The organism is Streptomyces sp. NPDC029041, from assembly GCF_040637515.1.
Lineage (GTDB): Bacteria > Actinomycetota > Actinomycetes > Streptomycetales > Streptomycetaceae > Streptomyces.
The window spans coordinates 139,113-154,096 of the sequence record NZ_JBEZWO010000013.1 but is presented as its reverse complement, the minus strand read 5'-3'; the positions used below and the strand labels follow the sequence as shown (position 1 = coordinate 154,096).

Annotated in this window: 27 protein-coding genes; all 27 read left to right on the top strand. The window is 66.5% G+C overall.

From position 1 onward, the window contains the following. On the top strand, positions 1 to 750 hold the full coding sequence (locus AB0F04_RS30175; RefSeq protein ID WP_362047056.1) for a hypothetical protein: 750 nt from the start codon (positions 1 to 3) through the stop codon (positions 748 to 750). Further along, positions 747 to 1,136, top strand: coding sequence for a hypothetical protein (locus AB0F04_RS30170; RefSeq protein WP_362047054.1), 390 nt, complete (start codon positions 747 to 749; stop codon positions 1,134 to 1,136). The genes AB0F04_RS30175 and AB0F04_RS30170 overlap by 4 nt, the downstream gene beginning before the upstream one ends. Positions 1,137 to 1,217: 81 nt before the next feature. Next, a complete protein-coding gene (locus AB0F04_RS30165; RefSeq protein ID WP_362047051.1) occupies positions 1,218 to 1,622 on the top strand; it encodes a hypothetical protein in 405 nt (134 codons plus the stop codon). Between the two features lie 168 nt (positions 1,623 to 1,790). Then, entirely contained in the window at positions 1,791 to 2,387 is a 597-nt protein-coding gene (locus tag AB0F04_RS30160) for a hypothetical protein (protein ID WP_362047048.1), read from the top strand. A 477-nt stretch (positions 2,388 to 2,864) separates the two neighbouring features. Beyond that, positions 2,865 to 3,173 carry a 30S ribosomal protein S10 gene (gene rpsJ, locus AB0F04_RS30155; protein WP_003948644.1) on the top strand — a complete coding sequence of 103 codons (309 nt, stop codon included), beginning with the start codon at positions 2,865 to 2,867 and terminating at the stop codon, positions 3,171 to 3,173. A 17-nt stretch (positions 3,174 to 3,190) separates the two neighbouring features. Further along, a complete protein-coding gene (rplC, locus tag AB0F04_RS30150; protein WP_033308969.1) occupies positions 3,191 to 3,835 on the top strand; it encodes a 50S ribosomal protein L3 in 645 nt (214 codons plus the stop codon). 8 nt (positions 3,836 to 3,843) lie between these two features. Further along, positions 3,844 to 4,500 (top strand): 50S ribosomal protein L4, encoded by a 657-nt coding sequence (rplD, locus tag AB0F04_RS30145; RefSeq protein WP_086601017.1) that lies wholly within the window; start codon positions 3,844 to 3,846, stop codon positions 4,498 to 4,500. Beyond that, positions 4,500 to 4,919 (top strand): 50S ribosomal protein L23, encoded by a 420-nt coding sequence (rplW, locus tag AB0F04_RS30140; RefSeq protein ID WP_030839674.1) that lies wholly within the window; start codon positions 4,500 to 4,502, stop codon positions 4,917 to 4,919. Before rplD ends, rplW begins: the two co-directional genes overlap by 1 nt. Before the next feature lie 40 nt (positions 4,920 to 4,959). Beyond that, positions 4,960 to 5,796, top strand: a complete 837-nt coding sequence (gene rplB, locus AB0F04_RS30135) for a 50S ribosomal protein L2 (protein ID WP_053674520.1) — start codon at positions 4,960 to 4,962, stop codon at positions 5,794 to 5,796. A 12-nt stretch (positions 5,797 to 5,808) separates the two neighbouring features. Continuing rightward, a complete protein-coding gene (rpsS, locus tag AB0F04_RS30130) occupies positions 5,809 to 6,090 on the top strand; it encodes a 30S ribosomal protein S19 (RefSeq protein ID WP_003992359.1) in 282 nt (93 codons plus the stop codon). Positions 6,091 to 6,132: 42 nt separating this feature from the next. Then, positions 6,133 to 6,480, top strand: a complete 348-nt coding sequence (rplV, locus tag AB0F04_RS30125; RefSeq protein WP_053674521.1) for a 50S ribosomal protein L22 — start codon at positions 6,133 to 6,135, stop codon at positions 6,478 to 6,480. After that, positions 6,480 to 7,310, top strand: a complete 831-nt coding sequence (gene rpsC / locus AB0F04_RS30120) for a 30S ribosomal protein S3 (RefSeq protein WP_030317320.1) — start codon at positions 6,480 to 6,482, stop codon at positions 7,308 to 7,310. The genes rplV and rpsC overlap by 1 nt, the downstream gene beginning before the upstream one ends. Before the next feature lie 5 nt (positions 7,311 to 7,315). After that, positions 7,316 to 7,735 carry a 50S ribosomal protein L16 gene (gene rplP / locus AB0F04_RS30115; protein WP_003992362.1) on the top strand — a complete coding sequence of 140 codons (420 nt, stop codon included), beginning with the start codon at positions 7,316 to 7,318 and terminating at the stop codon, positions 7,733 to 7,735. Then, positions 7,735 to 7,959, top strand: coding sequence for a 50S ribosomal protein L29 (gene rpmC / locus AB0F04_RS30110; protein ID WP_010036720.1), 225 nt, complete (start codon positions 7,735 to 7,737; stop codon positions 7,957 to 7,959). Before rplP ends, rpmC begins: the two co-directional genes overlap by 1 nt. Further along, the gene (gene rpsQ, locus AB0F04_RS30105) at positions 7,959 to 8,246 is read left to right on the top strand and encodes a 30S ribosomal protein S17 (RefSeq protein ID WP_030839660.1); all 288 of its coding nucleotides are present in this window, start codon (positions 7,959 to 7,961) and stop codon (positions 8,244 to 8,246) included. The genes rpmC and rpsQ overlap by 1 nt, the downstream gene beginning before the upstream one ends. 131 nt (positions 8,247 to 8,377) lie before the next feature. Then, complete coding sequence (gene rplN / locus AB0F04_RS30100; RefSeq protein ID WP_003998823.1) at positions 8,378 to 8,746, top strand: 50S ribosomal protein L14; 369 nt, start codon at positions 8,378 to 8,380, stop codon at positions 8,744 to 8,746. A gap of 2 nt (positions 8,747 to 8,748) precedes the next feature. After that, positions 8,749 to 9,072: a 50S ribosomal protein L24 gene (gene rplX / locus AB0F04_RS30095; protein ID WP_053674523.1), complete on the top strand. Its 324-nt coding sequence runs from the start codon at positions 8,749 to 8,751 to the stop codon at positions 9,070 to 9,072. Beyond that, positions 9,072 to 9,629: a 50S ribosomal protein L5 gene (gene rplE / locus AB0F04_RS30090; protein WP_333932834.1), complete on the top strand. Its 558-nt coding sequence runs from the start codon at positions 9,072 to 9,074 to the stop codon at positions 9,627 to 9,629. The genes rplX and rplE overlap by 1 nt, the downstream gene beginning before the upstream one ends. Before the next feature lie 5 nt (positions 9,630 to 9,634). Then, positions 9,635 to 9,820 carry a type Z 30S ribosomal protein S14 gene (locus tag AB0F04_RS30085; protein ID WP_003948630.1) on the top strand — a complete coding sequence of 62 codons (186 nt, stop codon included), beginning with the start codon at positions 9,635 to 9,637 and terminating at the stop codon, positions 9,818 to 9,820. Between the two features lie 241 nt (positions 9,821 to 10,061). Beyond that, the gene (gene rpsH / locus AB0F04_RS30080) at positions 10,062 to 10,460 is read left to right on the top strand and encodes a 30S ribosomal protein S8 (protein ID WP_030839654.1); all 399 of its coding nucleotides are present in this window, start codon (positions 10,062 to 10,064) and stop codon (positions 10,458 to 10,460) included. Between the two features lie 24 nt (positions 10,461 to 10,484). Beyond that, the gene (rplF, locus tag AB0F04_RS30075) at positions 10,485 to 11,024 is read left to right on the top strand and encodes a 50S ribosomal protein L6 (protein ID WP_053674524.1); all 540 of its coding nucleotides are present in this window, start codon (positions 10,485 to 10,487) and stop codon (positions 11,022 to 11,024) included. 3 nt (positions 11,025 to 11,027) lie between these two features. After that, complete coding sequence (rplR, locus tag AB0F04_RS30070) at positions 11,028 to 11,411, top strand: 50S ribosomal protein L18 (protein WP_007494754.1); 384 nt, start codon at positions 11,028 to 11,030, stop codon at positions 11,409 to 11,411. A 41-nt stretch (positions 11,412 to 11,452) separates the two neighbouring features. Further along, on the top strand, positions 11,453 to 12,058 hold the full coding sequence (gene rpsE / locus AB0F04_RS30065) for a 30S ribosomal protein S5 (RefSeq protein ID WP_009190144.1): 606 nt from the start codon (positions 11,453 to 11,455) through the stop codon (positions 12,056 to 12,058). Positions 12,059 to 12,060: 2 nt separating this feature from the next. Beyond that, complete coding sequence (gene rpmD, locus AB0F04_RS30060; RefSeq protein WP_003974250.1) at positions 12,061 to 12,243, top strand: 50S ribosomal protein L30; 183 nt, start codon at positions 12,061 to 12,063, stop codon at positions 12,241 to 12,243. A 2-nt stretch (positions 12,244 to 12,245) separates the two neighbouring features. Then, positions 12,246 to 12,701: a 50S ribosomal protein L15 gene (rplO, locus tag AB0F04_RS30055; protein ID WP_030839644.1), complete on the top strand. Its 456-nt coding sequence runs from the start codon at positions 12,246 to 12,248 to the stop codon at positions 12,699 to 12,701. A 244-nt stretch (positions 12,702 to 12,945) separates the two neighbouring features. Beyond that, positions 12,946 to 14,259 carry a preprotein translocase subunit SecY gene (secY, locus tag AB0F04_RS30050; RefSeq protein WP_362047042.1) on the top strand — a complete coding sequence of 438 codons (1,314 nt, stop codon included), beginning with the start codon at positions 12,946 to 12,948 and terminating at the stop codon, positions 14,257 to 14,259. After that, positions 14,259 to 14,921 (top strand): adenylate kinase, encoded by a 663-nt coding sequence (locus AB0F04_RS30045; RefSeq protein WP_362047039.1) that lies wholly within the window; start codon positions 14,259 to 14,261, stop codon positions 14,919 to 14,921. Before secY ends, AB0F04_RS30045 begins: the two co-directional genes overlap by 1 nt. Positions 14,922 to 14,984: the final 63 nt, after the last annotated feature.

Here is a 14,984-nt window from a genome sequence, read left to right as displayed (position 1 = left end):
GTGGATCCGGTTGCCGTAGTGTCCAAATTTCCCGGGGTAGAGGTCTTCGACGGAATCCCCGATGCCTGGCACTGGTCTCCTGTGCCAGGGCTGGATTTCGCCGCGGCGCTCAGTGCTGATGGGCGCCACCTCTTCCAGGTGAATGCTCGCGACTCGTACGACCAGGCTCTGGTGGCTGCGATCCTCCGGACTGCTCGCGAGGCCAGTTCGCTGTTCCTGGAAAGCGGTGCGTTGCTGAGTGCTCCCCAAGGTTTTCGTCACCCCGGGCGCGACTTTGAGGTCATCGCGGCAGCACGGCCCGGAGTCCATCGCTACCACGAAGTTCAGCAGCCCGAGCTGCAGCAGGTCACATGGGCGGTATTCCCCGGCTACACGTGTGAGTTCGCCGATCCCGGCCGGTACTCCCTTGAAGACGCCCGGGAGAGCTTTATCCGGTTCCTTACGCCGGCCGATCTCAACAGGGAGCCCGTACCGTTCCTGAGGCTCTGGTACGACAACACGGTCACCAAGGGCGGAACGGACGGGCCGGACGGAATCCTCGCAGCGGAGAAAACGTTGTATCGAGAGATCAAGCTGCTGGAAGGCGCTCCGGGCAGCTTCGTCCGCTTCGAGAACTTCCGAGGGAGCATTTTCCGGATCGAGTGGAGCCCGGAGCGGGCCTGGACACTTGCCGAAGAGACGCAGAACAGCAGTCCGGAGCCTTTCGAGATCTCCGGCCTGCTGTCATTTGTGGAGCGGTCTCTGCGATGACCCAGCCCCGCCTGCGGGTCACCGTGGCCGACGACGAGGTGTGGGACGGCCCCTCCGGCCAGCAGATCCAGAAGCTTTTCGCCGGACTCAACACGCGTCGGCACTTCCTCGTTCTCGAGCGGCTCGACGTGCCGGAGGGCGAGGTCGGGCAGCACTACCTGCAGATCGCGCTCCGCGACGATCTGACGCTGCTGCTCGAGTACCGGGCCGGGAGCGCCATCGCACACCATCGCGCGGAAGTCGGCGTGCCGTCGGATCAGGGGGGCGCCGATCTGGTGGTCCCTGTGATGCTCGACTGGGCCGCGGGCCGACCGGGCTGGCGTACGGCACTGCCCTGGGTGCACTGGGATACGGAGCGCGAATGCCCCTGGGGCGACCGGCGGTGAAGGCTCCCTCGCGTGCTCGCCCAGCCGGCTGGGCGTGATGATGCGCGGGTACGGCCCGGACGCGCAGGACGACGAGGGGGAGTGGCTCTGACGCGCAGCCCGGCGTGCGACGACGGCCGGATCCCCTCGACCCGGGCCGAGCCCATGGCGCGGGCGATCTTCGCCGCCCTCGGCGGCACCGTGGAGATCGGCGCCGTCCGCTCCACCGGAACCTGGCTGCTCGCCGACGTCTCGGTCGGGGCCTTCCTCGCGCCCCGTACGGAGGACCTGGGCCGTCTCATGGAGGGCGTGCGCGTGGTCGGGCGATTCTCCGGGGAGGTCATGGTCGTCGCCGACGAACTCGGACACTTCCGGGACCACGAGGTGTCCGCTGCTTCCCTCCTGCTCTGGTCCGAGGGCATCACAGGGGTCCCCCAGCCCCCGAGCGACGGGTGGAGCCGGCCCTGGTGCGCCACATGTGCCGGATCGGGGTGGATCCTCAGCTGACCCGGCTGCTCCAGGCCCGCGCCGTCCGCAGCGCGCTGCGCTCGGAACTTCGCTCCATCGGACAGCGGGTCGAGAGGGCGCCGGCGAGCGGGCAACCGGCTGCGAACGCGTGTGGACGGCACCGTGATGGACTGTGCCGGTGCGACGGCGGACAAGGATGGTGACGCGATGACTGACGTGCCCGGTGGGGCGCTGTCGGTATACCGGCTCCTGCCGAGCCTCAGTGAGTACCGGCAGCTGCATCTCGACAGCGTCGGAGTGCGTCACCTCATGCGCTGGCAGAGTGCGGGCGCCCGTGCGGAGCCGCCCGCCCGGCTGAGCGCGGAGTGGATGGGTGAGCGGCGCTGGGCCAGAAGCGAGTTCCCCTCCGGCAGACCGGGCGCTCCCGTGCTCAGTCGGCGTCTCGCCGACGGCCTGGGGGACGCCTTGTCGTCGGCCGGTCGTCTGGTGCCGGTCGACATCAAGGGCGCCGAACACGATGAGTACTTCGTCCACCTGGTGGAACAGGTGGTCGACTGCCTCGATCTGCGCAGGTCGTCGAAGCCGAAGCGGCTGGACGGGGAGGTCAAGAAGCCCGTGTACCGCGTCGAGGCGCTGCCGACGCGTCTTCCCGCCTTCCGGCTGCCGCAGTTTCCTGGTGCGGTCCAGTGGAACGGCTGGGCGGCCGACCGGCTCGTCGACCTCACCGGGGACCAGATCGAGAAGCGTCTGACATGGTCCCAGGATCCGGCACTCAAGCCACACCCCGACCCCTGGGGCATCTGACAGAGCACTCGGGGTGCCGGGCCGGAGCGGCTCGGCGGCGGACCGCGCCCGTCCACCGGTTTGACCTACGTCACCCCCGGGGTATTCTCTCCGGCTCGATTGGCGTAGCCCCCGCCCCATATGGCAGACTGTCCGAGTTGCTCGGTCGAGTGTTGATGCTGCGCGCCTCCCGCCGGGGGGACCGGAAGCGAGTCCCACAGTACTCGTCGCCCTAACTGCCGTAAGGCAGCGCTGGGGCGGACGTACGGGAATCTTTCGGGAAGTGCGGTGCGGCACTGGCCAGGCACCCGGTGGGCCTTCGCCCCCGGTCTGCGGTTCCGGAAGGGCCGTGTGCATTCCCAGCAGGGATGTTCGAACAAGGGACATCTGTGTCAGCGGGAGCGCGACACGCCCGACCGCGTGGGTCGGAGGAGCGAAGGCAGCAGAAGGAATCCGCCGGGTTCCAGAGCGTAAGAGAGACAGGACTACTGAGTAGCCATGGCGGGACAGAAGATCCGCATCCGGCTCAAGGCCTACGACCACGAGGTCATCGACTCCTCGGCGAAGAAGATCGTCGAGACGGTGACCCGCACTGGTGCGTCGGTCGCGGGCCCGGTGCCGCTGCCCACTGAGAAGAACGTGTACTGCGTCATCAAGTCGCCGCACAAGTACAAGGACTCGCGCGAGCACTTCGAGATGCGCACGCACAAGCGCCTGATCGACATCCTCGACCCGACCCCCAAGACCGTTGACTCTCTGATGCGACTCGACCTCCCGGCCGGTGTCGACATCGAGATCAAGCTCTGAGGCCGGTGATCTGAACGATGGCTAAGCAGATCAAGGGCATCCTGGGCGAGAAGCTCGGCATGACGCAGGTGTGGGACGCGAACAACCGTGTTGTTCCGGTCACCGTCGTCAAGGCCGGCCCCAACGTCGTCACCCAGGTCCGTACGAACGACGTCGACGGCTACGAGTCCGTCCAGATCGCGTTCGGCGAGATCGACCCGCGCAAGGTGAACAAGCCCCTCAAGGGCCACTTCGCCAAGGCCGACGTCACTCCCCGCCGCCACCTCGTCGAGATCCGTACCGCTGACGCCAGCGAGTACACCCTCGGCCAGGAGATCACCGCCGAGGTGTTCGAGGCCGGCATCAAGGTCGACGTGACCGGCAAGAGCAAGGGCAAGGGCTTCGCCGGTGTCATGAAGCGTCACAACTTCAAGGGCCTCGGCGCCGGACACGGCACCCAGCGCAAGCACCGCTCGCCCGGTTCCATCGGTGGCTGCGCCACCCCGGGCCGTGTGTTCAAGGGCCTCCGCATGGCGGGTCGCATGGGCAACGAGCGGGTCACCACCCAGAACCTGACCGTCCACGCCGTTGACGCGGAGAAGGGTCTGCTGCTCATCAAGGGCGCTGTCCCCGGTCCGAACGGCGGCCTCGTCCTGGTCCGCACCGCGGCCAAGGGGGCCTGAGGTAACCGATGAGCACTGTTGACATCCTTTCGCCGGCGGGCGACAAGGCCGGTTCCGTCGAGCTCCCCGCGGAGATCTTCGACGTCGAGAAGGTCAGCATCCCGCTGATCCACCAGGTCGTCGTCGCGCAGCTGGCCGCGGCCCGTCAGGGCACGCACAAGACCAAGACCCGTGGCGAGGTCCGCGGCGGTGGCAAGAAGCCGTACCGCCAGAAGGGCACCGGTCGCGCCCGTCAGGGTTCGACCCGCGCGCCGCAGTTCGCCGGTGGTGGCGTCGTGCACGGTCCCGTGCCGCGTGACTACTCGCAGCGGACCCCGAAGAAGATGAAGGCTGCCGCGCTGCGTCACGCCCTCACCGACCGGGCCCGCCACAACCGCATCCACGTCGTCTCCGGCGTCGTCGAGGGTGAGAACCCGTCGACGAAGGCCGCCAAGACGCTGTTCGGCAAGATCTCGGAGCGCAAGAACCTGCTCCTGGTCGTCGACCGCGCCGACGAGGCCGCGTGGCTGTCCGCCCGCAACCTGCCCCAGGTCCACATCCTGGAGCCGGGCCAGCTGAACACGTACGACGTTCTCGTCTCGGACGACGTGGTCTTCACCCAGGCCGCCTTCGAGTCCTTCGTGTCCGGCCCGAAGGCCAATGACACCGAAGGGAGCGAGGTCTGATGGCTATCCGTCACCCCGCAATCGCCTCCAAGGCCGCGAAGAAGGCCAAGGCCGCTCGCGTCGCCAAGGCGCGTCGCCACGCGACGGAGGGCAAGAACACCGTCGAGACCCCGCTGAGCAAGTCCTTCACGGACCCCCGTGACGTGCTGCTCAAGCCGGTCGTCTCCGAGAAGAGCTACGCGCTCCTCGACGAGGGCAAGTACACGTTCGTCGTGGACCCGAGCGCCAACAAGACCCAGATCAAGCAGGCCGTCCAGGCGGTCTTCTCGGTCAAGGTCACCGGGGTCAACACGATCAACCGCCAGGGCAAGCGCAAGCGGACCCGCACCGGCTTCGGCCAGCGCGCGTCCACCAAGCGCGCGATCGTGACCCTCGCTGAGGGCGACCGTATCGACATCTTCGGCGGTCCGACCGCCTAAGGGCGGTCCGGATCGTCCGATATCGGACGAGGACTGAGAAATGGGAATCCGCAAGTACAAGCCGACTACGCCGGGCCGTCGTGGCTCCAGCGTCGCCGACTTCGTCGAGGTCACGCGGTCCACGCCGGAGAAGTCGTTGGTCCGCCCCCTGCACAGCAAGGGTGGCCGTAACAACTCCGGTCGTGTGACCGTCCGCCACCAGGGCGGTGGCCACAAGCGCGCCTACCGCGTGATCGACTTCCGTCGTCACGACAAGGACGGCGTGCCGGCGAAGGTCGCGCACATCGAGTACGACCCCAACCGCACCGCGCGCATCGCGCTCCTGCACTACGCGGACGGCGAGAAGCGCTACATCCTCGCGCCGCGTGGCCTGAACCAGGGCGACCGCGTCGAGAACGGTCCCGGGGCCGACATCAAGCCGGGCAACAACCTTGCCCTGCGCAACATCCCGGTCGGTACCACGCTGCACGCCATCGAGCTGCGTCCGGGCGGCGGCGCGAAGTTCGCCCGCTCCGCCGGCGCCTCGGTGCAGCTGCTCGCGAAGGAGGGCTCCATGGCCCACCTCCGCATGCCGTCCGGTGAGATCCGCCTGGTCGACCAGCGCTGCCGCGCCACGGTCGGCGAGGTCGGCAACGCCGAGCAGAGCAACATCAACTGGGGTAAGGCGGGCCGTAAGCGCTGGCTGGGCGTTCGCCCGACCGTGCGTGGTGTGGTCATGAACCCCGTGGACCACCCGCACGGTGGTGGCGAAGGCCGTACCTCGGGTGGTCGCCACCCGGTGTCCCCCTGGGGCAAGAAGGAAGGCCGTACTCGTTCGCCCAAGAAGGCGTCGAACAAGTACATCGTCCGCCGCCGCAAGACGAACAAGAAGCGCTAAGGACGGGTTGAGATGCCTCGTAGCTTGAAGAAGGGGCCCTTCGTCGACGACCACCTGATCAAGAAGGTGGACGCCCAGAACGAAGCCGGCACCAAGAACGTCATCAAGACCTGGTCCCGTCGCTCCATGATCGTGCCGGCCATGCTCGGCCACACGCTCGCGGTGCACAACGGCAAGACCCACATTCCGGTGTTCGTCACCGAGTCGATGGTCGGCCACAAGCTCGGCGAGTTCTCGCCGACGCGCACCTTCCGGGGTCACGTCAAGGACGACCGGAAGTCGAAGCGCCGCTAAGCGCGGGGTGGAATGACCATGACAGACACTGGAAGGACAACCATGGAAGCCAGGGCCCAGGCGCGGTACATCCGCGTCACGCCCATGAAGGCCCGCCGCGTGGTGGACCTCATCCGTGGCCTCGACGCCACGGAGGCTCAGGCGGTCCTGCGTTTCGCCCCGCAGGCCGCGAGCCAGCCGGTCGGCAAGGTGCTGGACAGCGCCATCGCCAACGCCGCGCACAACTACGACCACACCGATGTCGACAGCCTCTTCGTCTCCGAGGCCTACGTCGACGAGGGCCCGACCCTGAAGCGGTTCCGTCCGCGCGCCCAGGGCCGTGCCTACCGGATCCGCAAGCGGACCAGCCACATCACCGTGGTCGTCAGCAGCAAGGAAGGAACCCGGTAATGGGCCAGAAGGTAAACCCGCACGGGTTCCGGCTCGGTGTCACGACCGACTTCAAGTCGCGTTGGTACGCCGACAAGCTGTACAAGGACTACGTCAAGGAAGACGTCGCCATCCGTCGGATGATGACGTCCGGCATGGAGCGCGCCGGCATCTCCAAGGTCGAGATCGAGCGCACCCGTGACCGCGTGCGTGTGGACATCCACACCGCTCGTCCGGGCATCGTCATCGGCCGCCGTGGCGCCGAGGCCGACCGCATCCGCGGTGACCTCGAGAAGCTCACGGGCAAGCAGGTCCAGCTGAACATCCTCGAGGTCAAGAACCCCGAGACCGACGCTCAGCTGGTTGCCCAGGCCGTCGCCGAGCAGCTCTCCTCCCGCGTCTCCTTCCGCCGTGCCATGCGCAAGAGCATGCAGTCGGCGATGAAGGCCGGCGCCAAGGGCATCAAGATCCAGTGCGGTGGCCGCCTCGGTGGCGCCGAGATGTCCCGCTCGGAGTTCTACCGCGAGGGCCGTGTGCCCCTGCACACGCTCCGCGCGAACGTGGACTACGGCTTCTTCGAGGCCAAGACGACCTTCGGCCGCATCGGCGTGAAGGTCTGGATCTACAAGGGCGACGTCAAGAACATCGCCGAGGTCCGCGCCGAGAACGCTGCGGCCCGTGCGGGTAACCGCCCGGCCCGTGGTGGCGCCGACCGCCCGGCCCGTGGTGGCCGCGGTGGCGAGCGTGGCGGGCGCGGTCGCAAGCCGCAGCAGGCTGCCGGTGCCGAGGCCCCCAAGGCCGAGGCTCCCGCCGCCGCCGCTCCGGCTGAGAGCACCGGAACGGAGGCCTGACCGTCATGCTGATCCCCCGTAGGGTCAAGCACCGCAAGCAGCACCACCCCAAGCGCAACGGCATGTCCAAGGGTGGCACGCAGGTCGCGTTCGGCGAGTACGGCATCCAGGCGCTGACCCCGGCGTACGTGACGAACCGCCAGATCGAGGCCGCTCGTATCGCCATGACCCGCCACATCAAGCGTGGCGGCAAGGTCTGGATCAACATCTACCCGGACCGCCCCCTCACCAAGAAGCCCGCCGAGACCCGCATGGGTTCCGGTAAGGGTTCTCCTGAGTGGTGGATCGCCAACGTCAAGCCCGGACGCGTGATGTTCGAGCTGTCGTACCCCAACGAGAAGATCGCGCGCGAGGCCCTGACCCGTGCGGCTCACAAGCTGCCGATGAAGTGCAAGATCGTCAAGCGCGAGGCAGGTGAAGCGTGATGTCGGCCGGTACCAAGGCGTCCGAGCTGCGCGAGCTGGGCAACGAGGAGCTCCTCAACAAGCTCCGCGAGGCCAAGGAAGAGCTGTTCAACCTCCGCTTCCAGGCGGCGACGGGCCAGCTCGAGAACCACGGCCGGCTCAAGGCCGTCCGTAAGGACATCGCGCGGATCTACACCCTGATGCGTGAGCGCGAGCTGGGCATCGAGACGGTGGAGAGCGCCTGATGAGCGAGAGCAACGTGACTGAAGAGACCAAGACGGACCGCGGTTTCCGCAAGACCCGTGAGGGTCTGGTCGTCAGCGACAAGATGGACAAGACCGTCGTCGTCGCCGTCGAGGACCGCGTCAAGCACGCGCTGTACGGCAAGGTCATCCGCCGTACGAGCAAGCTCAAGGCCCACGACGAGCAGAACGCCGCGGGTGTCGGCGACCGCGTCCTCCTCATGGAGACCCGGCCGCTGTCCGCGACGAAGCGCTGGCGCGTCGTCGAGATCCTCGAGAAGGCCAAGTAATTCCCGCGAGGGAATTCCGAAGGCAAGCACATCCCTCCTAGGGGGACTCCCTAGGAATCGTTCCGCCAGGCTCGGGGCGGGGAGCGTCATGCACTCCGCCCCGGGAACCGGCAGACAATCAGGAGATAGACGTGATCCAGCAGGAGTCGCGACTGCGTGTCGCCGACAACACTGGTGCGAAGGAGATCCTTTGCATCCGTGTGCTCGGTGGCTCCGGTCGCCGCTACGCGGGTATCGGTGACGTCATCGTCGCCACCGTCAAGGACGCGATCCCCGGTGGCAACGTGAAGAAGGGTGACGTCGTCAAGGCGGTCATCGTTCGCACCGTCAAGGAGCGCCGCCGTCCGGACGGCTCGTACATCCGCTTCGACGAGAACGCCGCCGTCATTCTGAAGAACGACGGCGACCCTCGCGGCACCCGTATCTTCGGCCCGGTCGGCCGTGAGCTGCGCGAGAAGAAGTTCATGAAGATCATCTCGCTCGCGCCGGAGGTGCTGTAAGCATGAAGATCAAGAAGGGCGACCTGGTCCAGGTCATCACCGGTAAGGACAAGGGCAAGCAGGGCAAGGTCATTGCCGCTTACCCGCGCGACGAGCGCGTCCTGGTCGAGGGTGTCAACCGGGTCAAGAAGCACACCAAGGCCGGTCCGACGGCTCGCGGTTCGCAGGCCGGCGGCATCGTCACCACCGAGGCGCCGATCCACGTCTCCAACGTCCAGCTGGTCGTGGAGAAGGACGGCAACAAGGTCGTGACCCGCGTCGGTTACCGCTTCGACGACGAAGGCAACAAGATCCGCGTTGCCAAGCGGACGGGTGAGGACATCTGATGGCTACCACCACCACTCCGCGTCTGAAGCAGAAGTACCGTGAGGAGATCACGGGCAAGCTGCGTGACGAGTTCAAGTACGAGAACGTCATGCAGATCCCCGGTCTCGTCAAGATCGTGGTCAACATGGGTGTGGGCGACGCCGCCCGCGACTCCAAGCTGATCGAGGGTGCCATCAAGGACCTCACCACGATCACCGGTCAGAAGCCGGCCGTCACCAAGGCCCGTAAGTCCATCGCGCAGTTCAAGCTGCGTGAGGGCCAGCCGATCGGTGCCCACGTCACGCTTCGTGGCGACCGCATGTGGGAGTTCCTGGACCGCACCCTGTCGCTCGCGCTGCCGCGCATCCGCGACTTCCGCGGCCTGTCCCCCAAGCAGTTCGACGGCCGTGGCAACTACACCTTCGGTCTCACGGAGCAGGTCATGTTCCACGAGATCGACCAGGACAAGATCGACCGCACCCGGGGTATGGACATCACCGTGGTGACCACGGCGACCAACGACGCTGAGGGCCGCGCGCTCCTTCGTCACCTCGGCTTCCCCTTCAAGGAGGCGTGAGCGAGATGGCGAAGAAGGCTCTGATCGCTAAGGCTGCTCGCAAGCCCAAGTTCGGTGTGCGTGGCTACACCCGCTGCCAGCGCTGCGGCCGCCCGCACTCCGTGTACCGCAAGTTCGGCCTCTGCCGCGTGTGCCTTCGTGAGATGGCTCACCGTGGCGAGCTGCCGGGCGTGACCAAGAGCTCCTGGTAATCCCCCTTATAAGGGATACGCAGGGCTCTCGGTAAGCACGTAAGGGTGGTAAGACGCCCGGCCCGCATGGCTTAGGCTTGTGGGGTTGGGCGTCTGCCGCCGCCCGTACGCCGCGGACACCTGTCCGCTCATTGAATGCTTACTACGCCGTAGGTCCACCGCGCCGCACCCGTCCCGTCTCGGATCGGGGAGAGGGATGGCGCACCAGGAAACCCCGGCGAGAGAGGCCGAAGGCCAATTCATGACCATGACTGATCCGATCGCAGACATGCTGACGCGTCTGCGGAACGCGAACTCGGCATACCACGACTCCGTGACGATGCCGGCGTCCAAGATCAAGTCGCACATCGCGGAGATCCTCCAGCAGGAGGGCTTCATCACGGGCTGGAAGGTCGAGGACGCCGAGGTCGGCAAGAACCTCGTCCTGGAGCTGAAGTTCGGCCCCAACCGTGAGCGCTCCATCGCGGGCATCAAGCGGATCTCCAAGCCCGGTCTCCGGGTGTACGCGAAGTCCACCAACCTGCCGAAGGTTCTCGGCGGCCTGGGCGTGGCCATCATCTCCACGTCCCACGGTCTCCTGACCGACAAGCAGGCGCAGAAGAAGGGCGTGGGTGGGGAAGTCCTCGCCTACGTCTGGTAATTCGGGAACGGAGGAGAGACAGCAATGTCGCGTATCGGCAAGCTCCCCATCCCGGTTCCCGCCGGCGTGGACGTCACCATCGACGGCCGTACGGTCTCGGTCAAGGGCCCCAAGGGCGAACTGACCCACACCGTCATCGCGCCGATCGACATCGCGAAGGCCGAGGACGGCACCCTTCAGGTGCTGCGGCCGAACGACGAGCGGCAGAGCAAGGCCCTGCACGGCCTGTCCCGCACGCTGGTGGCGAACATGATCACCGGTGTGACCACGGGATACGTCAAGAAGCTCGAAATCAGCGGTGTCGGCTACCGTGTCCTGGCCAAGGGCTCCAACCTGGAGTTCTCCCTGGGCTACAGCCACCCGATCCTGGTCGAGGCCCCCGAGGGCATCACCTTCAAGGTGGAGTCCCCGACCCGCTTCTCGGTCGAGGGCATCGACAAGCAGAAGGTCGGCGAGGTTGCGGCCAACATCCGCAAGCTGCGCAAGCCCGACCCGTACAAGGCCAAGGGTGTCAAGTACGAGGGCGAAGTCATCCGCCGCAAGGTCGGAAAGGCGGGTAAGTAAGCCATGGCATACGGGCAGAAGATCCTTAAGGGCGACGCCTACAAGCGCGCCGCGATCAAGCGCCGCCACATCCGTATCCGTAAGCACATCAACGGTACGGCGGAGCGTCCGCGTCTGGTCGTCACCCGCTCGAACCGCCACATCGTGGCCCAGGTGATCGACGACATCAAGGGTCACACCCTGGCGTCGGCGTCCACCCTGGACACGTCGATCCGCGGTGGCGAGGGCGACAAGTCCGCGCAGGCCAAGCAGGTCGGCGCCCTGGTCGCCGAGCGCGCCAAGGCCGCCGGTGTCGAGGCCGTCGTGTTCGACCGTGGTGGTAACCAGTACGCGGGGCGCATCGCCGCCCTGGCGGACGCCGCCCGCGAGGCCGGACTCAAGTTCTGAGTCGGTTCCGTAGCTAGCGGAAACAGAGAGAGGTAATTCCAATGGCTGGACCCCAGCGCCGCGGTGGCGGTGCCGGTGGCGGCGAGCGGCGGGACCGGAAGGGCCGTGACGGCGGCGCTGCTGCCGCCGAGAAGACCGCGTACGTTGAGCGCGTCGTCGCGATCAACCGCGTCGCCAAGGTTGTGAAGGGTGGTCGTCGCTTCAGCTTCACCGCGCTGGTCGTGGTGGGCGACGGTGACGGCACCGTGGGTGTCGGATACGGCAAGGCCAAGGAGGTGCCGGCCGCCATCGCCAAGGGTGTTGAGGAGGCCAAGAAGCACTTCTTCAAGGTCCCCCGCATCCAGGGCACCATCCCGCACCCCATCCAGGGTGAGAAGGCTGCCGGCGTCGTGCTCCTGAAGCCCGCGTCGCCCGGTACCGGTGTTATCGCCGGTGGTCCGGTGCGCGCCGTGCTCGAGTGCGCCGGTATCCACGACGTGCTGTCGAAGTCGCTCGGCTCCGACAACGCGATCAACATCGTGCACGCGACCGTGGAGGCCCTGAAGGGTCTGCAGCGTCCCGAGGAGATCGCGGCCCGCCGTGGTCTGCCCCTCGAGGACGTCGCTCCCGCGGCTCTTCTCCGTGCGCGTGCCGGGGCGGGTGCGTAATCATGGCGCAGCTCAAGATTACGCAGGTCAAGTCCTACATCGGCAGCAAGCAGAACCACCGTGACACCCTGCGTTCCCTTGGTCTCAAGGGCATCAACACGCAGGTCGTCAAGGAGGACCGCCCCGAGTTCCGCGGCATGGTGCACACCGTCCGCCACCTCGTGACGGTCGAGGAGGTCGACTGATCATGGCGGAGCAGAACCCGCTCAAGATCCACAACCTCCGTCCCGCCCCGGGCGCCAAGACCGCCAAGACCCGTGTCGGTCGTGGTGAGGCGTCGAAGGGTAAGACGGCCGGTCGTGGTACCAAGGGCACGAAGGCCCGTTACCAGGTTCCGGAGCGCTTCGAGGGTGGCCAGATGCCCCTCCACATGCGTCTCCCGAAGCTGAAGGGCTTCAAGAACCCGTTCAAGACCGAGTTCCAGGTCGTGAACCTCGACAAGCTGGCCGCGCTCTACCCCGAGGGTGGCGAGGTCACCGTCGAGGGTCTGGTGGCCAAGGGGGCCGTTCGCAAGAACAGCCTCGTCAAGGTCCTCGGCCAGGGCGAGATCTCCGTGGCGCTGCAGGTGACGGTCGACGCCGTCTCCGGCTCCGCCAAGGAGAAGATCACCGCCGCCGGCGGTTCTGTCACCGAGCTCGTCTGAACACCACAGGCGTCTCGATGACCTGAACGATCCCGACCGGGGATACTCCACAAATGGGGTATCCCCGGTCGGTCGTTCCTAGGGCGGCAGTCTCGCCGGTAAGGTGGCCTGCACTGCCCACTTTTCACAGGGTGCTTCACTTCGGGCACTCTGGGCGGCAGTTGACCGTTACTCATGTCGTTGTTCTATTGGACTCTCAAGACGTCACCCTTGACGCAGTTGCGCGGGGGTCGCAGGAGGCACCGTGCTCACCGCGTTCGCCCGGGCGTTCAAGACGCCCGACCTGCGCAAGAAGCTGCTCTTCACGCTCGGCATCATCGTGGTCTACCGGGTCGGCACGCACATCCCGATCCCCGGCGTCGACTACCGGAACGTCCAGACCTGTATCGACAACGCCCAGGCCAACCAGGGAATCTTCGGCCTGGTCAACATGTTCAGCGGCGGCGCGCTGCTGCAGATCACGATCTTCGCGCTGGGCATCATGCCGTACATCACGGCGAGCATCATTCTGCAGCTGCTGACCGTGGTGATCCCGCGCCTGGAAGCCCTGAAGAAGGAGGGCCAGGCCGGTACGGCGAAGATCACGCAGTACACCCGTTACCTGACGATCGCCCTCGCCATTCTCCAGGGCACCGGCCTCGTCGCCACCGCCCGCAGCGGCGCTCTGTTCCAGGGCTGCCCGGTGGCCAGCCAGATCGTCCCGGACCAGTCGATCTTCGTCACCATCACCATGGTCATCACGATGACCGCCGGTACGGCGGCCGTGATGTGGCTCGGTGAGCTGATCACCGACCGCGGCATCGGCAACGGCATGTCGATCCTGATGTTCATCTCGATCGCCGCCACCTTCCCCTCCGCCCTGTGGGCCATCAAGCAGGAGGGCTCCCTGGCCGGCGGCTGGATCGAATTCGGCACGGTCATCCTGGTCGGCTTCGCCATGGTCGGCCTGGTGGTCTTCGTCGAGCAGGCCCAGCGCCGTGTCCCGGTGCAGTACGCCAAGCGCATGATCGGCCGCCGTTCCTACGGCGGCACGTCCACCTACATCCCGCTCAAGGTGAACCAGGCGGGTGTGATCCCCGTCATCTTCGCCTCGTCGCTGCTCTACATCCCCGCGCTGATCGCTCAGTTCGCCGGTGGCACCTCGGGCTGGAAGACCTGGATCGAGCAGCACTTCGTCAAGGGCGACCACCCGTACTACATCGCCACGTACTTCCTGCTGATCGTTTTCTTCGCGTTCTTCTACGTGGCGATCTCGTTCAACCCCGAGGAAGTCGCCGACAACATGAAGAAGTATGGTGGCTTCATCCCGGGCATCCGGGCTGGCCGACCGACCGCTGAGTACCTGAGCTACGTACTCAACCGGATCACCTGGCCGGGTTCGCTGTATCTGGGGCTGATCGCTCTCGTGCCGACGATGGCGTTGGCTGGTTTCGGGGCAAACCAGAACTTCCCGTTCGGCGGGACCAGCATCCTGATCATCGTGGGTGTCGGTCTCGAGACGGTGAAGCAGATCGAGAGCCAGCTTCAGCAGCGCAATTACGAAGGGTTCCTCCGCTGATGCGTATCGTCCTCGTCGGGCCGCCGGGCGCCGGTAAGGGAACGCAGGCCGCGTTCCTGGCACGAAACCTGTCGATCCCGCACATCTCCACGGGCGACTTGTTCCGGGCCAACATCAGCCGGCAGACGGAACTCGGCAAACTGGCGAAGTCCTACATGGACGCGGGCAACCTGGTGCCCGACGAGGTCACCATCGCCATGGCGAAGGACCGCATGGAGCAGCCGGACGCCGAGAACGGCTTCCTGCTGGACGGCTTCCCGCGCAACGTCTCGCAGGCCGAGGCGCTCGACGAGCTCCTCGAGACCGAGAGCATGCAGCTCGACGCGGTGCTGGACCTGGAGGTCCCCGAGGACGAGGTCGTCAAGCGGATCGCCGGCCGGCGCATCTGCCGCAACGACTCCTCGCACGTCTTCCACGTGACGTACAAGCAGCCGGCCAAGGACGGCGTCTGCGACGTCTGCGGCGGCGAGCTGTACCAGCGCAACGACGACTCCGAGGAGACGGTGCGCACGCGCCTGGAGGTCTACCACACCCAGACCGAGCCGATCATCGACTACTACAAGGCCCAGGGCCTGGTGGTCACGATCTCCGCGCTCGGCAAGGTGGAGGACGTCACGACCCGCGCCATGGAGGCGCTGAAGCGTGGCGAGGACGGCAAGTAGCCGTCCGTACGCAGCTCCGGCCGCGGTTCCCCTCGGGGTGCCGCGGCTGCTGTGTGGAGGGGG

Coding starts and splice junctions, on each gene's coding strand:
- rplE (WP_333932834.1), top strand. CDS start 9,072: ATGGCTACCACCACCACTCCGCGTCTGAAGCAGAAGTACCGTGAGGAG.
- rpsC (WP_030317320.1), top strand. CDS start 6,480: ATGGGCCAGAAGGTAAACCCGCACGGGTTCCGGCTCGGTGTCACGACC.
- rpsJ (WP_003948644.1), top strand. CDS start 2,865: ATGGCGGGACAGAAGATCCGCATCCGGCTCAAGGCCTACGACCACGAG.
- AB0F04_RS30160 (WP_362047048.1), top strand. CDS start 1,791: ATGACTGACGTGCCCGGTGGGGCGCTGTCGGTATACCGGCTCCTGCCG.
- rpsQ (WP_030839660.1), top strand. CDS start 7,959: ATGAGCGAGAGCAACGTGACTGAAGAGACCAAGACGGACCGCGGTTTC.
- rpsH (WP_030839654.1), top strand. CDS start 10,062: ATGACCATGACTGATCCGATCGCAGACATGCTGACGCGTCTGCGGAAC.
- AB0F04_RS30045 (WP_362047039.1), top strand. CDS start 14,259: ATGCGTATCGTCCTCGTCGGGCCGCCGGGCGCCGGTAAGGGAACGCAG.
- rplX (WP_053674523.1), top strand. CDS start 8,749: ATGAAGATCAAGAAGGGCGACCTGGTCCAGGTCATCACCGGTAAGGAC.
- rplV (WP_053674521.1), top strand. CDS start 6,133: ATGGAAGCCAGGGCCCAGGCGCGGTACATCCGCGTCACGCCCATGAAG.
- AB0F04_RS30085 (WP_003948630.1), top strand. CDS start 9,635: ATGGCGAAGAAGGCTCTGATCGCTAAGGCTGCTCGCAAGCCCAAGTTC.
- rplR (WP_007494754.1), top strand. CDS start 11,028: ATGGCATACGGGCAGAAGATCCTTAAGGGCGACGCCTACAAGCGCGCC.
- rplC (WP_033308969.1), top strand. CDS start 3,191: ATGGCTAAGCAGATCAAGGGCATCCTGGGCGAGAAGCTCGGCATGACG.
- rpsE (WP_009190144.1), top strand. CDS start 11,453: ATGGCTGGACCCCAGCGCCGCGGTGGCGGTGCCGGTGGCGGCGAGCGG.
- rpsS (WP_003992359.1), top strand. CDS start 5,809: ATGCCTCGTAGCTTGAAGAAGGGGCCCTTCGTCGACGACCACCTGATC.
- rpmC (WP_010036720.1), top strand. CDS start 7,735: ATGTCGGCCGGTACCAAGGCGTCCGAGCTGCGCGAGCTGGGCAACGAG.
- rplW (WP_030839674.1), top strand. CDS start 4,500: ATGGCTATCCGTCACCCCGCAATCGCCTCCAAGGCCGCGAAGAAGGCC.
- rpmD (WP_003974250.1), top strand. CDS start 12,061: ATGGCGCAGCTCAAGATTACGCAGGTCAAGTCCTACATCGGCAGCAAG.
- AB0F04_RS30170 (WP_362047054.1), top strand. CDS start 747: ATGACCCAGCCCCGCCTGCGGGTCACCGTGGCCGACGACGAGGTGTGG.
- rplF (WP_053674524.1), top strand. CDS start 10,485: ATGTCGCGTATCGGCAAGCTCCCCATCCCGGTTCCCGCCGGCGTGGAC.
- rplO (WP_030839644.1), top strand. CDS start 12,246: ATGGCGGAGCAGAACCCGCTCAAGATCCACAACCTCCGTCCCGCCCCG.
- rplP (WP_003992362.1), top strand. CDS start 7,316: ATGCTGATCCCCCGTAGGGTCAAGCACCGCAAGCAGCACCACCCCAAG.
- rplB (WP_053674520.1), top strand. CDS start 4,960: ATGGGAATCCGCAAGTACAAGCCGACTACGCCGGGCCGTCGTGGCTCC.
- rplD (WP_086601017.1), top strand. CDS start 3,844: ATGAGCACTGTTGACATCCTTTCGCCGGCGGGCGACAAGGCCGGTTCC.